Origin of the sequence: Pseudolactococcus laudensis (assembly GCF_013449735.1) — a bacterium.
GTDB classification, from domain to species: domain Bacteria; phylum Bacillota; class Bacilli; order Lactobacillales; family Streptococcaceae; genus Pseudolactococcus; species Pseudolactococcus laudensis.
Window position 1 is genome coordinate 1 of sequence record NZ_JACBNY010000014.1, and the last position, 13,979, is coordinate 13,979.

Sequence of the window (13,979 nt, forward strand, 5' to 3'; positions counted from 1 at the left end):
AGTTTGGTGAGCCGAAAGCAATTGTGACCGATAAAGCACCTTCTCTTGGCTCCGCCTTTAGAAAGTTACAGAGTGTGGGTTTATATACTAAGACAGAGCACCGAACTGTGAAGTATCTTAACAATTTAATAGAACAAGACCATCGACCTATTAAACGACGGAATAAATTTTATCAAAGTCTCCGTACAGCCTCTTCCACGATTAAGGGCATGGAGACCATTCGAGGAATATATAAAAAGAACCGAAGAAATGGAACGCTTTTCGGCTTTTCGGTGTCTACTGAAATCAAGGTATTAATGGGAATACCAGCCTAAGATATTCTGAGTTCAGAGAGGGCTCGTTTGATTTTCAAACTTCGCAACAGAACCCATAATCATAATGATAAGGATAGCGCTCAATCATTAATCAAAGACTCTGAAATGTCTTTGGCGAGTGCTGTTAAGGCTGTGACGGTTTCGTCACTCACTGCTGATGGAATTTCTACGAATGTTCCCACTTGAGTAAAGCGTTTGTCATCTTCAAAATAGTGTTGCATGGTTTTAAGTGCCATGCCACCCCATGTTGCATTTGAGATGAAACTTACCTTTTTATTTTTTAGATTCAAGCGGAGTGCTTCACGAATCAAAGCATCCATTTTGTAGAATAAATCACCGTTATAATTGGGTGCAGCAAAAACAATATGGCTATATTGCCACATTTCAGCAATCAAATATGACGGATCAGTGTCAGAAATATCATAAACTTTAATTTCTCTTATGCCTTTTTGAGATAATCGACTCGCTAAAATATCAACCGCATTTTCAGTGTTACCATACATTGATGCATAGAGAATTAAGGTACTCTTTTTATCAAAATCATAACTTGCCCAATTTTGATAAGCGTCCAAAATTAAGCCAATATGCTCAGGTGTTCTATAAATCGGTCCGTGTAAAGGCAAAATCGTGGTAATATTGAGCTCGCTGAATTTTTTGAGTGCTTTTAAGACATGACTACCAAATTTCCCTACGATATTGACATAATATCGACGTGACTCATCAATAATGCACTCTGGAAAATAAATCTCATCTGAAAAAAGATTGCCATCAATCGTTGCAAAAGAACCAAAAGCATCCGCAGAAAATAACAATCCTTCGCTCACTTCATAAGACATCATGACTTCAGGCCAATGAACATTTGGTGTCATATAAAATCGCAATGTCCTTTTGCCGATATTTAATTCTTCTCCTTCTTTAACCGTTATAAAATTATCAAAAGTAAAAGCTGGATAAAATTGCGTTAAAAATTTGTAGGTATTACGATTGCCAATTAATTGAATATTAGGATAAGCTTGGACAATGGCTTATATGTTGGCGCAATGGTCGGGTTCCATGTGATGAATAACCAGATAATCTAGATTTCTGCCATTTAGAGCAGCCTTAACATTCTCCATAAACAAGACACTAATCGAGCGATCAACTGTATCCGTTAATACCGTCTTCTCATCTAGGATGACATAGGCATTATATGACATACCATGCGTTAGAGGAGATAGATTTTCAAATCGATTAACCCGACGATCGTTTCCACCTACCCAAATAATATCGGGTTTGATTTGAACTGTATTTTGCATAAAAGCCTCCTTAAAATTATATATCATTAATTCGATACATAACACCACTTCGTAAGCGTTTTCATTTTCTTCTTTATTATAGCTCATTTATAATAAAAATAATAGTAAATCATGTAAAAGTATTTAAATATTTCACCTTAAACCTATGTGTGAGCATCAAAATGTAGAAAATCGTTTATAGCCAATTTCTGTATCATTTTCCGAAAAATGTAAACCAACATTATGATTTATTGAAAAGAATACCAAATCGGTATTCTTTTGCCAAAACAATTCGAAATCGGTAAAAATAAGTTGTTTTCGTGGGAAACTCTTATTTTTTCAAGGAATAATACGAAAAAAGAGAAAAGCAAACCTACCGGATTACTTTTCTCTTTTGGTGACTAAGGACTTTTGTACAAATCTCGTTGTTAATCATGCCATTTAAATCCAAAACTCAGTTCAACCACTCAGGAACATCGCTCATAGCAATTTCATTAATGAATGCTTCGCCAATTTTTGGCACTAGAACTGTTTTAACTTTTGAGCCGCGTGCTTTCTTATCTAAAGTGATAGCTTTAGCCAGACGTGTGACATCCCAGTCTTCAAAGGTGGTTGGTAACTGGAACTTAAGAACCATTTCTCGAATCTTTTCAGTCAAACCTGCTTCTACTAATCCTTTAGCTTCAGCGATTTTAGTGATTTGAATCATGCCAATCGCAACGCCTTCACCATGCATGACTTTACCATAACCAGCGGTTGCTTCAACAGCATGACCAATGGTATGCCCAAAATTCAGGTAAAGCCGCGTCCCATTATCTAGCTCATCTTCTACGACAACTTTTCTTTTAACATCGCAAGAATGGTAAATCAAGGCTTCAGCATTATCTAAAAGGTTATCAACCTCACCAGTCATCCCTTGCAAAATATCCCAAAGTGCCGCATCCGCAATCAAACCACATTTGATAACCTCGCCCATCCCCTCATAAAGCTCACGCTTACCAAGCGTCGCCAAACAATTTGGATCAATCAAAACACCATCAGGTTGCGTAAAAGTCCCTACCATATTTTTAGCATATGTCGTATTGACCCCTGTTTTCCCACCGACTGATGAATCCACTTGAGCTGTTAAACTGGTCGGAATTTGCAAGAAATGAATACCGCGCATATAAGTCGACGCTACAAATCCTGCCAAATCTCCGACAACACCACCACCAAGTGCCACAACACCGTCCGAACGGGTCATGCCAAAATCCGCCAAAAACTGATAGGCTCTATCAACTGTCGTCAAGTTTTTAGATGCCTCACCCTCTAAGAAAGCAAAAACCGATACCTCAAAACCTGCCGCCTCAAAAGATAATTTGACCGTTTCATCATACAAGTCACCGACATGGTTATCTGTGATAATGACCACTTTTTGCGGCTGCCAGAGTTTCGCTGCCCAGTCCCCTGACTTTGATAAACTTGCGCGCTCAACGATAATATCATAGGGGTGGTCAGGTAAATTCACATGTAATGTTTTCATAAATAGCGTTTCCTTTCAGCTTCAACTTTCAGATAGAGGGGATGACGCGGATTACCCGCCTTTGTCGGTGGCGCAAAATGAAAGACCTTAATGTCTTGCTCAGCTAAGACCTCAAGAATCGCATCACGTCCTTGTTTAAGTGCCTCATACTTGAGGTTCCCCCAAGCACCCCACACTTCTGTGATCCCATTTTCAACCAGAAAATCTCGGATCACTTCGACATTTTCCTGCGACAAACCTGCATCAAATTCATCCATATTCACCGCATCCGTCGCACGCTCAGGATAAGTGTTAAACACCACCCAGCCATCATAGCCCAGCTTCTGACTCGCCGCAATCACCCGATTAACCGTCCGGTCGCTCGTTTCATCTCGCGCCGCCGAAGGGTTCATGCAAATGGCAACCAAAGGATTTTTCGACAATTTACCTAAGCCGAAACGATAGGGTTTGTAGTCTCTGGGTTCGACCCACGTCGGTGCTTGATTTTCTGGATAGTTGACAACAATTGTTGTGATTTTTGACTTAACCATATATTTTTTCTTCCAATTTTTTTAGAATGATATCTGTTGGTATCTCTTGGCCTGTCCAGAGTTTAAAACTTTCAGCTGCCTGATATAAGAGCATGCCTAAACCATTAACAGTCGAATTCCCTTGTGACTTGGCATACGTCAATAACGGCGTCTCAATTGGTTGGTAAATCACATCAGCCACCAGCATGTCCTTGGGTAATTGTAAGGCCATTGGGATAGGAAGACTCACACCATCCATGCCAAGACTCGTTGTGTTGACTAACAAATCACCGGTCAATTCTGTTAAATCTGACAACGGTTTGAACACAATGTTTCCAGGATAACTAGCGAAAAGTTCGGGCTTGTAAGTTCGGTTATAAACGGTGATTTGGCGCGCACCTTGTACCGCTGCCTCCGCAATAATCGACCTTGCTGCACCACCAGCACCAATAACGGTAATAGTACTACCTTTGACCTTAAAGTGTTTCAGAGACTTAAAGAAACCTGCACCATCCGTTGACGTGCCAAAAAGCTTGCCATCTTGATTGACAATCGTATTGATGGCTCCTGTCAGTTTGGCTACTTCAGATAGTTCATCCATATAGGGCACGGCTGCTTCTTTGTAAGGCATAGATAAATTGACACCGTACATATCAAGTGTCTTGATACTTTCAATGACAGAGCCTAAATCAGTTTCTGGTGTTTCAAAAGCAAGGTAGACACCATTTTCACCGACATGGTCAAAGGCCAAATTATGTATAAATGGTGAGAGTGAGTGCTTGATTGGATTCGCAACCACCGCCGCGAGTTTCGTGTAACCGTTAATTTCCATATTGCTATTTTAGCGTAATTTTCGCAATTTTTCAATAATATTCAGGAATGTGAAACATTGTGCCAAATTCGCAAAATTGGCTCGTCACAAGAAGGGGAAAATGCTATACTTCTTATATAAATGCATATAGTTTATTATAAAAGGAGAAACTTATGAGTAAAACGATCACACTAGCAAACGGCGTGGAGATGCCACGTGTCGGCATGGGTGTTTTTCAAATGACACCAGAGCAAGCTGAAAATGCAACAAAATGGGCCTTATAAGCCGGATATCGCTCGATTGATACTGCACAAGGCTATAACAACGAGGAAGCTGTCGGGCGCGGTTTGATTGCAAGTGGTCTAGCGCGGGAAGAAGTTTTCATCACAACCAAGGTTCGCGCCAGTCAGCTTGGCTATGATGCCACCAAAACTGCTTTCTACGAGTCACTTGAGAAACTACAACTTGACTATATCGACTTATTTTTGATTCACTGGCCTAAAACTGGACTCTACAATGATGCTTGGCGCGCCATGGAGGAGCTTTACGAAGCTGGTAAAATCAAAGCCATCGGCGTTAGTAACTTTTTACCTGAGCATTTAGATCAACTTCTGACAACTGCTAAAATCGTGCCGATGATTAATCAGATTGAAGTTCATCCCATGCTGAATCAAGCCGAGGCACGGAAATATAATGACTCGATAGGCATTGTCACCGAAGCCTATTCGCCACTCGGCAGCGGTCACCTGCTTCGTCACCCTGCCCTCCTCGAACTTGCTGAAAAATATGGCAAGACCACTGCCCAACTCATGATTCGTTGGGAGATTCAAAACGATATCGTGACCATTCCAAAATCTGTTAACAAAGACCGTATTACTGCTAACTTTGATGCTTGGGACTTTAACATCTCGGCTGAAGATATCGAGATCATCAATGGTCTCAATGAGAATAAACGGGTCGGAACGGATCCGCATCACTTCATGGAAATTTTCTATGGTGATATGGTGCAACCAGATTATGTGCTGAGTGATTGGGAGAAAGATTTAGAAAATAAGAGATAGTAACCCAAACTTTTTATTTTATCTACTTCGGTATGTAAGAGACAATCCATGTTTTGAAAAAAACAGCCCTTAACAAAAGCGATTTTAGAAAAAATTTAACTTAAACTTTTGAGTGATCCGTTGCGATCACTTTTTTTAAATTAAAGTTCAGGAACAACATAAACCGTTAAAACAAGAAATTGAGTCAAAAAAAATAGCTCAAGCCTTCACGCTTGAGCTATTCTGTTACAAAACCAGAATAACTACTGCACTCATAATCACAAGTGACAAAATGATACTCAACGAGCTAGCCAATCCACTCACCCCTTCATCTGCTCCAAATTCGGTTGCTTGGATGACCGTTAAATTCGAAATCGGTGCGAACATAATCAGGACTAGAACACTTTTGATCATGTGAGATAGGGGTAAAAAGAGATAGATAAGGATAGCTAAAACTGTCGCCATGGCATATCTACCAAACAGTAATTTACGGACATTTCGCATACCTTCTCTATGCAGATTGATTTTCATGTAAAGCCCTATCATGAACATGGAAAGAAAGGAATTGGCACTGGCTAATAACTTAAAAGGTGCCATCCAGTCGTCAGCAATCCTGATTCCGATAATGGATAAGGTGAACATGACAATGTAGATCATGAAAGTTGGGGATTTTGATAGTTTTTTAATGATGTCTAAAAAGCTAGGTGCATCTTCTTTGCTTGCCAGCAATCTATCAGTAATCGCTGATGTTCCCCCTGCTACCATGAAAGAATTTCCCATGTCAAACATTCCTAAATACGGAATGGAGCTAGGAAAGAAGGCCATGACAAAAGGAATTGCGAAGTTTCCGATATTGTAACCTCCAGTGGTAAAAAGGAGCAATCCTCTAAAATTTCTTTCTTTCTCCTTTAAACCGTAAAAGTAAGCGAAGAGAATCATGATTCCGTTTGATGCGAGACCAATCCCTGCTAGAATCAAGAACAGTGTCGTGAGTTTCGTACCATTGACACCATTGACAATGGTAGCGGGTAGTGTGATATAAACGATCATTTTAGATAGGACTTGACCATCTTCCTGCTTGAAAATGCCGAGATGTTTTAAGCCATAAGCCAATAGAATTGTCGCTAAAAAGCTCAGTGAGTTTAATAGTATAGTTCCCATAATGAAGATAAACCTCTTTTTCTAGGATATGCTCAATTTGGTAGATAAAGTGACCGAAAATGGTCATAAATGTTCGCTTTATTTGCCAAGAAGCTTTATTTAGTCATCTACACCTAAAAATCGATTTCGTGTCCTAGATTGAAAGGCGTAATCACTTAATAACTTGACGTTTTCGTCATAGTTTCTTGAAAATACATATTCATATAACACATCGGTCACATACAAATAAGCGGTACGTGAAGCAAATGATCCCATTTTATTCAAGGTTTCATTATTTTCAACGTAAATTCCAATTTCTGCAGCTTGCCAAGCTTTATTACTCTGATTTGAGGTGATGTAAATGGTTAGAATATTGTGTTTTGATAACTCTCGCAAATCGGCTAACATTTCACGACTGTCACCAAACTGCGAAATGATAATACCTATTGGCTGTTTGGCTCGAATCGGTTTGACCAATTGAAAACCATTCAATGCTTCTAGATGTGAATTGAACCCGATTCTTAAAAGTTTTTGGTGCAAGGCTTCAGCTGCTAGGATGCTCTCACCTTTGGCAAAAATTGTGATCCAATCTGAATGAAGAATCAAATCACCAGCAATTGTGATATTTTTCAGATCTAGATCCAAATAAATATCAAGCAAGGTCTGTGAATGTAAATTCATCATTGTTTTAGCGATATCCTTCACCGTTTGCTTAGAAGCAACGGGTAAGTCCAGGGCGACCAAAGTCGTGTCATCTTTTGAAAAATAAGCCAGCTCACTTGCGATTTTCATCTTGAAATCTGAATAACCTGTTAAGCCAATCTTCTTAGTAAAGCGTACGATCGCAGAAGGCGAGATAAAAAGTTGACTGGCGAACTCTCTCACAGAGAGATTGATGACACTTTTCGGATCATCTAAGACAAACTTGGCTATATCCTCTTCAACCTGATTAAAATTCTCTCGATGGTGTAAGATCTCAACTAGTTTCATGCCTTTACCTGCCTCTCACGATCATATCAGAATGTGCTTGAACCAATTCACCACATCATAAATTTAAATATATTCTCATTTTAAACTCATTTCACTTCTATTAAACCAAGAAATTTAGTTTTTGGCAAATGACCCTAGTGGATTCTTAAACACGAAAAGGGAAATGAACTTCCCTTTTGATGATGTTGATCCTAATGACTTATAAACTGAAGTTTTCTTCATGCACTTGTTTATTAGCCGCGATAACAAACGGTGCATAGATTAAAACAGTGACGATGATACAGATTAACTGAACAATCACTGTTTTAAAGCTTCCCGTTGACACAAAGGCATTGACTAGTGGTGGTAGGGTAAATGGTACTGTAATAAAGGCACTGGCAGCAAACCCAATATAGGTGAGGAAGTAACCAATAATTGAAGAGATAACTGGCGCAAAGATAAATGGAATGGCTAAAATCGGATTCAAAACTAAAGGCAGGCCGAAAATCAAAGGTTCATTGATATTGAACAGAGCGGGTATGGCTGAGAAACCACCAATTGTGCGATAATCAGCTCGTTTGCTAAAGAAAAATATAGCAATCAATAGTCCAATCGTACATCCAGAACCGCCAATCGTTGCGTAAGTATTCCAAAAAGTATAAGTGAAAACATTAGGCAAGGCTTTTCCCGCTTCATGCGCTTCTAAGTTGATGGCAATCGCAGCTAGTCCAATCGGATCTTTAACGATTCCAATGACTTGCGCCCCATGAATCCCAATCAGCCAGAAAACTTGACACAACAAGGGCAAGGACAATGACACCAGCTGGATGTTGCATGATTGCTTCCAAGGGAATTTGAAGGACTTTGTAAATGCCGTCAGAAATATTCATTTCAGTCACTTTTTGGAAGACAAAACCGAAGATCCCAAAAACACCTGCGACTGTAATTGAGGGAAATAGCACTTCAAAAGCTGTTGCGACGTTTGGTGGCACGCTCTCGGGCATATGAATCGACATTTTCCCGCTGTTCATTAATTTTGCTAAAAATTCTGTTGCAACAATCCCAACAATCATGGCTAGGAACATTCCACGTGTATTCGTATAATTCACTGCCAAGGCATTTGGGATGACGATTTCACTGACGGTATCTCCGGCTAATTTATAACTTTCAGTTGCAAGGTCAAAGACTCTCGTGATGGCTGTCGGTACTAGAGAAATATAGCAAATCAAGCCAACGATCCCTGCAAAAGTTTCATCTATCTTGCGTTCTTTACCCATTGCTTGCGCTACGAGGAAGACAACGAAGATGGATAAGAAATTCATGGTCGCATAGTTTATCGCTGAGAAAATAGGTGAAAAATCGGTTAGGAACATTAAGTTAGGAAATAAGGCAGGTAAGCCGTTGGTGGCACTACAGAAGACATTATTTAACAGTGTTGCAAAAGACCCTAAGATGATAATGGGCATTAATTTGACAAACGCCACTCGGATGACACTGACATAAGTAAAGGTTGAAACTTTACCGCCAACGTACTCCAATTTGCTGATAAATTTACTGAACATTTTGATAACCTCCTTTAAGCTATTCTATTGAGAAGTCTGACTTAAGTCTCTATCACGCCAATTTTGCGACAAGTTCATCAATCGTAGTCCCATTTGTTGCGATTATATTTTTGTAGGTTGCCAATGAATCTTTCTTAATCCGCTTCAGTGTCCCATTGCCCTCGTTATCTTTGTCGACATAGACAAAACCATAACGTTTTGACATTTCGCCTGTACCAACTGAAACAAGGTCAATCGGCCCCCACCAAGTATAACCCATAATATCCACGCCATCTTTAATCGCTTCTTTCATCGCAGCCACATGCTGAATCAAATAAGACGAGCGATAATCATCATGGATTTTACCATCTTTAGCCACCTCGTCAAATTGTCCAAGACCATTTTCAACACAGAATAATGGAATCTGATAACGATCGTAGAGTTCATTGAAGGTATAACGGAAGCCGACTGGGTCAACCTGCCAACCCCAAGGTGTTGTCCCAATATATGGGTTTGGTGTTCCTTGGTCACCTCCTGTATGACCTGCAAAAGGTTCGCCGTAGACGTGAGTCGTTGTCCGATAGTAACTAAAGCCAAGGTAATCACTCAGATAAGTGCTGATGATTTCTTCATCACCTGGTTCAAATTTGACTTGCACATCTGCTTTTTCCCAGATGCGGTTGATATAGCTTGGATATTTGCCGCGAATCATGACATCTGAGTAGAATAATGATGCGCGACGCAATTCTAGTGTTTCAAAAACATCATTGGGATTACACGTATTCGGATAGACATTTGATAAACTCATCATACAGCCAATTTTGGCATGGGGCATGAGCTCTCGCCCAACTTTAATAGCAAGGCTATGGGCGACAAACATGTGGTGGGTCGTTTGATACATAACTTCAAGTTCATTTTCTCCTTCTTCGAAGAAAATACCGCCAGCAGTTGCTGGCATGCGACGCATATTATTGATTTCGTTAAAGGTCATCCAATATTTGACACGATCACCATAACGTTTGAAAATTGTTTCACAGAAATGAACGAAATAATCAATCAGTTTCCGATCTCGCCAGCTACCATATTTGTCTACCAAATTCAGTGGTGTTTCATAGTGACTGATGGTAATGACGGGTGCCATGCCACGCGCAATAATCGCATTAATCAGGTCATCATAAAATTTCAAACCTGCTTCGTTTGGTTCTGTTTCATCACCTTCAGGAAAAATGCGACTCCAGTTGATAGATGTTCTGAAACATTTGAATCCCATTTCTTGGAAGTAATCCAAATCTTCTTCATAACGATGATAAAAATCAATCGCTTCATGATTTGGATAATATTTACCAGGGATAATCTCACGATCAGCTGGCATGTGGGCGCCGTTAGGAAAAATATCAGATAGATCAGCTTTTTTCCCCTCAATATTCCAAGCGCCTTCAACTTGATTGGCTGCGACTGCGCCTCCCCAGAGAAAATCCTTAGGAAATTCAGTTTTTAGTTTTTCCATTTTAATGCTCCTCATAATATGTTAGATGATGACTGAAAGAATGATTCAGCAACGTGTGATGAAAATATCATTTAGGCCTTATGTCATTTTCTAAACTAAGCATAACATAGCCTCTTTAAGGCTGCAATACAAACAATGCAAACGGTTACATTGTGCCGGTTTATTTATTTTTTTGTTTGTTTTTTCGAAACAATGTATCAAGAAATCAAGAAAAAAAGTCTTATGCCAATCATTTGGCACAAGACTTCTAGATAAATGGTGGATTAAAACAACGATGTAGAATGCGCTTGACTCAATTTACCACTATGAATTTTAGTCATGATTTGATTAACAGCATGCGGGCCTTCTTTAAAGCCTTCGACGATTAAACCGAGCTTGCCATCATAGTTGGCGGTGTCACCGATGGCATAAATATTGTCACAACTGGTTTGATAATGGCTGTCAACCATGAAATGCTGACGTTTCATCTCAAGATTTACCGACCAAGCGCGAATATCTTTATTGTTGCTAAGGAAACCGTGCTGCACAATCAAATGATCCACTTCCAACTCACGATCATCAGATAGCGCGATTCGTAACCCCTCTTGACAATCTGAAATACTGCGAATGGTGACAGGCGTCACGACATGAACGTCTGAAACATACAATTTATCGACAGATGATTCATGCGCTCTAAAGGCATCTCGTCTGTGAATGAGGCTAACAGATGCTGCTACTTCAGAAAGCATCAAAGCCAAGTCAATGGCAGAGTCACCACCACCTGCAACGGCAACATTTTTGCCTGCAAACTGCTGTTTATCTGTCACACTATACCCTAGTTTAGAGAAATCAAAATCTGACGGTTCATCAGTTTTCAACGGCTTAGGTGCAAATGAGCCATTGCCTGTTGCAATAATGACAGCTTTTGTTAAATAGCTAGACTTAGTCGTTGTCACTTGGTAAACGCCTTGGTTTTCTGTTGGCGTGATGTCAACGACTTTCTCAGATAGGCGGATGGGCACGCCAAATTGAGCGGTTTGCTTGACTAGATCAGCCACGAGCGTTTCAGCCTTGACTGCGAAATAGCCTGGCACATCATGTATCGTTTTTTCTGGATAGAGGGCGGTTAATTGACCGCCGGGTATTTCGAGTGAATCTATAATTTGGACTTTATTTTTACGCATACCGGCGTAGAAACCTGCGAATAAGCCACTAGGTCCAGCACCGATTATCGTTATATCATATATATCTTCTGTCATTTTGACCCCTTTATAAAATGTGATGTCAAACATATTTTACCATATAAAGGAAAAAACTGCCTTGAGGACAGCTTAAATTCTTAAATATTTCAGGACATTTTCTGTAAATAGACCATTGTTTGCCTACTTTGTCATAATTAATTATCCAAGATAGGTAGAGTGGGACGTATCTTTCGCAGCACTATGAATTAAAACAAAAGCCATTAAATACATAGGCCAAAAGAACAATATAAAATACCCTGTTAAGGTCGCAAGAACAGTGCCTAGAATAACTAAACTACTCGCTAACATTAAATAAGCTTTTTTAGTTTTTACGATATGCCAAACTAGAACAATTAAAGCCAGTAAAAAATTTATGCCGTATAGGATTTTGAACCCACACTTGAGTAGTTTTACTAACCAATCAATTGTATCTAAAGCATTAAAATAAAGAGTTATCAGTACACCAAATAGAGACATTGGTATGATAAAACAAGCAATGATAAAAACAATTGTTGTTACGATTCTAAAACATTTCTCTATTTTCAGCATGCTCTGCTGTACTCCAATTCTAGTGTTTGCTACTTATTCAGCAGACAATATCCGTAACTGAGGCCACTTCTTCTGCCAATTTTTCTTAGCTTGGCGTTCACGGTAGATCGCTAGTTTGCCCGCATTTTCAGAGAAAAAAGGGGTCGGGCGAACGATGAAATCAGTGATATCTGAAAGACCGTAAGGAAGAAATAGCTCAATCTCATGAGTCGCTGTCAGGCGCGCGCCAATGGCGGTACATTTTTCTGGGAATTTAGCCATGGCATCACGCGCACTGAGATATGGCGCTGTATTGGGATTATGCAAGTGCATATGTACTTGATTTTTGACTTCCCAGGTATAACTTGGGTGGGCAAGTTTTAAGAATTTTTCAATAGTGTGCGTTGCATCATAAGAAATTTTTGGCTCAAAAAAGATAACATCAATATCTGTCGTTGGATCAAAAGGAGGCTGATCAGAAAGATAATTCCAAATAAGATTGCGGATACTGCCCGCACACAACCAAGCATCTGGTAATTTTAGCTGTTCAATGATTTTTAAAATATCATAGATTTCTGGTATCTTGGTGAGTAGTTTTTTAATTCTATTTCATTCATAGCACGTCTTTCTTTTGAGATTTTTTATTTTAGTATAGTCTTAAAGAAACCCCTTGTCAAACTAAAAAGCCAACTCCTAATAGCCTGCCTAAAACAGTCTTAATTGTTCTGGCTCAGGTTGGTCTTGCTTATAAGCAGCAATAATCTCATCCATTCGATACAAGAGGCCATACTTCTCACATTCATTGATAAACAGCGCTCGTTTCCTAGCCATATCAGGGATATTGCATTGATAACGATCGCTATATGTCATCATATACTGCTGTTTAAGCATTGGAAAATAACGCTCTAACTTCTCAAAAAAATGGTCGCGTTGGATATCTCGTAAAGTCACGCCAAACAAACTAAAAATAAATTTAGCACCATGTTCATGCGCTAACCTCACTATATTTTTGATGTTTTCATCACTATCCGTGATAAATGGTAAAACAGGCGTCAATAAAACACCTGTAAAAATACCATTATCGGATAACTGACGAATCGCTCTAAACCGTTCTGAGGGAAGACTAGCAAAGGGTTCAATCTTCCTAGCTAGACTATCGTCACTCGTGGTAATTGAGAGTTTAAGGATACAGCTCGATTTCTCAGAAATTCGTTTTAAAATGTCGATGTCACGCGTTACTAAATCACGTTTTGTTTCCAGAGAGACACCAAATCCATAGCGTTCAATTAATGCTAAAGTGCCTCGCGTCACTTGCAAGTTTTTCTCATAATGATTATAACTATCCGACATTGCGCCTAAACCAATAACACCTCTGGGCATTTTCCGACTTAATTCTTTTGTTAGGATAGCCAAACAATTCTCCTTAACATGGACGCAATCAAAATCATCAATATAGTATCTCGCACTTCGGCTATCACAATAAATGCAACCTTGATTGCACCCCTTATATAAGTTGATATTATAGTCAATCCCAAACCATAAATTACCATTAAACTTGACTTTTTGCAAAATTGTTTTTGCAGGGATAAATTGCATTTTTTACC

The 13,979-nt window shown here is 39.4% G+C and carries 15 protein-coding genes and 1 pseudogene; 2 read left to right on the top strand and 14 right to left on the bottom strand.

Going from position 1 to position 13,979, the window contains the following annotated elements; translation table 11 throughout:
* A partial coding sequence (locus tag HZR21_RS07870) for a DDE-type integrase/transposase/recombinase (protein WP_180747177.1) occupies positions 1 to 314 on the top strand: 314 nt, incomplete at its 5' end.
* 80 nt (positions 315 to 394) lie between these two features.
* Here HZR21_RS07870 and HZR21_RS11615 read toward each other — a convergent pair.
* The 5 genes from HZR21_RS11615 to aroE form a co-directional block, all read right to left on the bottom strand.
* On the bottom strand, positions 395 to 1,336 hold the full coding sequence (locus tag HZR21_RS11615) for an FprA family A-type flavoprotein (RefSeq protein ID WP_343037649.1): 942 nt from the start codon (positions 1,334 to 1,336) through the stop codon (positions 395 to 397).
* Positions 1,337 to 1,339: 3 nt separating this feature from the next.
* On the bottom strand, positions 1,340 to 1,609 hold the full coding sequence (locus HZR21_RS11620) for an MBL fold metallo-hydrolase (protein WP_219605597.1): 270 nt from the start codon (positions 1,607 to 1,609) through the stop codon (positions 1,340 to 1,342).
* 433 nt (positions 1,610 to 2,042) lie between these two features.
* Entirely contained in the window at positions 2,043 to 3,110 is a 1,068-nt protein-coding gene (gene aroB / locus HZR21_RS07880) for a 3-dehydroquinate synthase (RefSeq protein ID WP_180747178.1), read from the bottom strand.
* Positions 3,107 to 3,640 carry a DUF1643 domain-containing protein gene (locus HZR21_RS07885; RefSeq protein ID WP_180747179.1) on the bottom strand — a complete coding sequence of 178 codons (534 nt, stop codon included), beginning with the start codon at positions 3,638 to 3,640 and terminating at the stop codon, positions 3,107 to 3,109. Before HZR21_RS07885 ends, aroB begins: the two co-directional genes overlap by 4 nt.
* Positions 3,633 to 4,451: a shikimate dehydrogenase gene (gene aroE, locus HZR21_RS07890; RefSeq protein ID WP_180747180.1), complete on the bottom strand. Its 819-nt coding sequence runs from the start codon at positions 4,449 to 4,451 to the stop codon at positions 3,633 to 3,635. Before aroE ends, HZR21_RS07885 begins: the two co-directional genes overlap by 8 nt.
* A gap of 152 nt (positions 4,452 to 4,603) precedes the next feature.
* Here aroE and HZR21_RS07895 point away from each other — a divergent pair.
* A pseudogene (locus HZR21_RS07895) lies at positions 4,604 to 5,410 on the top strand (aldo/keto reductase); the annotation flags it as partial.
* Positions 5,411 to 5,716: 306 nt separating this feature from the next.
* Here the strand turns inward: HZR21_RS07895 and HZR21_RS07900 are convergent.
* From HZR21_RS07900 to HZR21_RS07940, 9 genes are all read right to left on the bottom strand, one after another.
* Positions 5,717 to 6,631: an AEC family transporter gene (locus HZR21_RS07900; RefSeq protein WP_180747181.1), complete on the bottom strand. Its 915-nt coding sequence runs from the start codon at positions 6,629 to 6,631 to the stop codon at positions 5,717 to 5,719.
* 99 nt (positions 6,632 to 6,730) lie between these two features.
* Positions 6,731 to 7,600 (bottom strand): MurR/RpiR family transcriptional regulator, encoded by an 870-nt coding sequence (locus HZR21_RS07905; RefSeq protein ID WP_180747182.1) that lies wholly within the window; start codon positions 7,598 to 7,600, stop codon positions 6,731 to 6,733.
* Positions 7,601 to 7,799: 199 nt separating this feature from the next.
* A complete protein-coding gene (locus tag HZR21_RS07910) occupies positions 7,800 to 8,399 on the bottom strand; it encodes a PTS transporter subunit EIIC (RefSeq protein ID WP_180747183.1) in 600 nt (199 codons plus the stop codon).
* Positions 8,320 to 9,141: a PTS transporter subunit EIIC gene (locus HZR21_RS07915; RefSeq protein WP_180747184.1), complete on the bottom strand. Its 822-nt coding sequence runs from the start codon at positions 9,139 to 9,141 to the stop codon at positions 8,320 to 8,322. The genes HZR21_RS07910 and HZR21_RS07915 overlap by 80 nt, the downstream gene beginning before the upstream one ends.
* Positions 9,142 to 9,193: 52 nt before the next feature.
* Positions 9,194 to 10,627, bottom strand: a complete 1,434-nt coding sequence (locus HZR21_RS07920) for a glycoside hydrolase family 1 protein (protein WP_180747185.1) — start codon at positions 10,625 to 10,627, stop codon at positions 9,194 to 9,196.
* 263 nt (positions 10,628 to 10,890) lie between these two features.
* Positions 10,891 to 11,865: an NAD(P)/FAD-dependent oxidoreductase gene (locus tag HZR21_RS07925; RefSeq protein WP_180747186.1), complete on the bottom strand. Its 975-nt coding sequence runs from the start codon at positions 11,863 to 11,865 to the stop codon at positions 10,891 to 10,893.
* Between the two features lie 141 nt (positions 11,866 to 12,006).
* Positions 12,007 to 12,396: a hypothetical protein gene (locus HZR21_RS07930; RefSeq protein WP_180747187.1), complete on the bottom strand. Its 390-nt coding sequence runs from the start codon at positions 12,394 to 12,396 to the stop codon at positions 12,007 to 12,009.
* Between the two features lie 33 nt (positions 12,397 to 12,429).
* Positions 12,430 to 12,978, bottom strand: coding sequence for a nucleotidyltransferase family protein (locus tag HZR21_RS07935; protein WP_180747221.1), 549 nt, complete (start codon positions 12,976 to 12,978; stop codon positions 12,430 to 12,432).
* A gap of 102 nt (positions 12,979 to 13,080) precedes the next feature.
* The gene (locus HZR21_RS07940; protein WP_180747188.1) at positions 13,081 to 13,971 is read right to left on the bottom strand and encodes an SPL family radical SAM protein; all 891 of its coding nucleotides are present in this window, start codon (positions 13,969 to 13,971) and stop codon (positions 13,081 to 13,083) included.
* Positions 13,972 to 13,979: the final 8 nt, after the last annotated feature.

Coding starts and splice junctions, on each gene's coding strand:
- HZR21_RS11620 (WP_219605597.1), bottom strand. CDS start 1,609: ATGCAAAATACAGTTCAAATCAAACCCGATATTATTTGGGTAGGTGGA.
- aroB (WP_180747178.1), bottom strand. CDS start 3,110: ATGAAAACATTACATGTGAATTTACCTGACCACCCCTATGATATTATC.
- HZR21_RS07885 (WP_180747179.1), bottom strand. CDS start 3,640: ATGGTTAAGTCAAAAATCACAACAATTGTTGTCAACTATCCAGAAAAT.
- aroE (WP_180747180.1), bottom strand. CDS start 4,451: ATGGAAATTAACGGTTACACGAAACTCGCGGCGGTGGTTGCGAATCCA.
- HZR21_RS07900 (WP_180747181.1), bottom strand. CDS start 6,631: ATGGGAACTATACTATTAAACTCACTGAGCTTTTTAGCGACAATTCTA.
- HZR21_RS07905 (WP_180747182.1), bottom strand. CDS start 7,600: ATGAAACTAGTTGAGATCTTACACCATCGAGAGAATTTTAATCAGGTT.
- HZR21_RS07915 (WP_180747184.1), bottom strand. CDS start 9,141: ATGTTCAGTAAATTTATCAGCAAATTGGAGTACGTTGGCGGTAAAGTT.
- HZR21_RS07920 (WP_180747185.1), bottom strand. CDS start 10,627: ATGGAAAAACTAAAAACTGAATTTCCTAAGGATTTTCTCTGGGGAGGC.
- HZR21_RS07925 (WP_180747186.1), bottom strand. CDS start 11,865: ATGACAGAAGATATATATGATATAACGATAATCGGTGCTGGACCTAGT.
- HZR21_RS07930 (WP_180747187.1), bottom strand. CDS start 12,396: ATGCTGAAAATAGAGAAATGTTTTAGAATCGTAACAACAATTGTTTTT.
- HZR21_RS07940 (WP_180747188.1), bottom strand. CDS start 13,971: ATGCAATTTATCCCTGCAAAAACAATTTTGCAAAAAGTCAAGTTTAAT.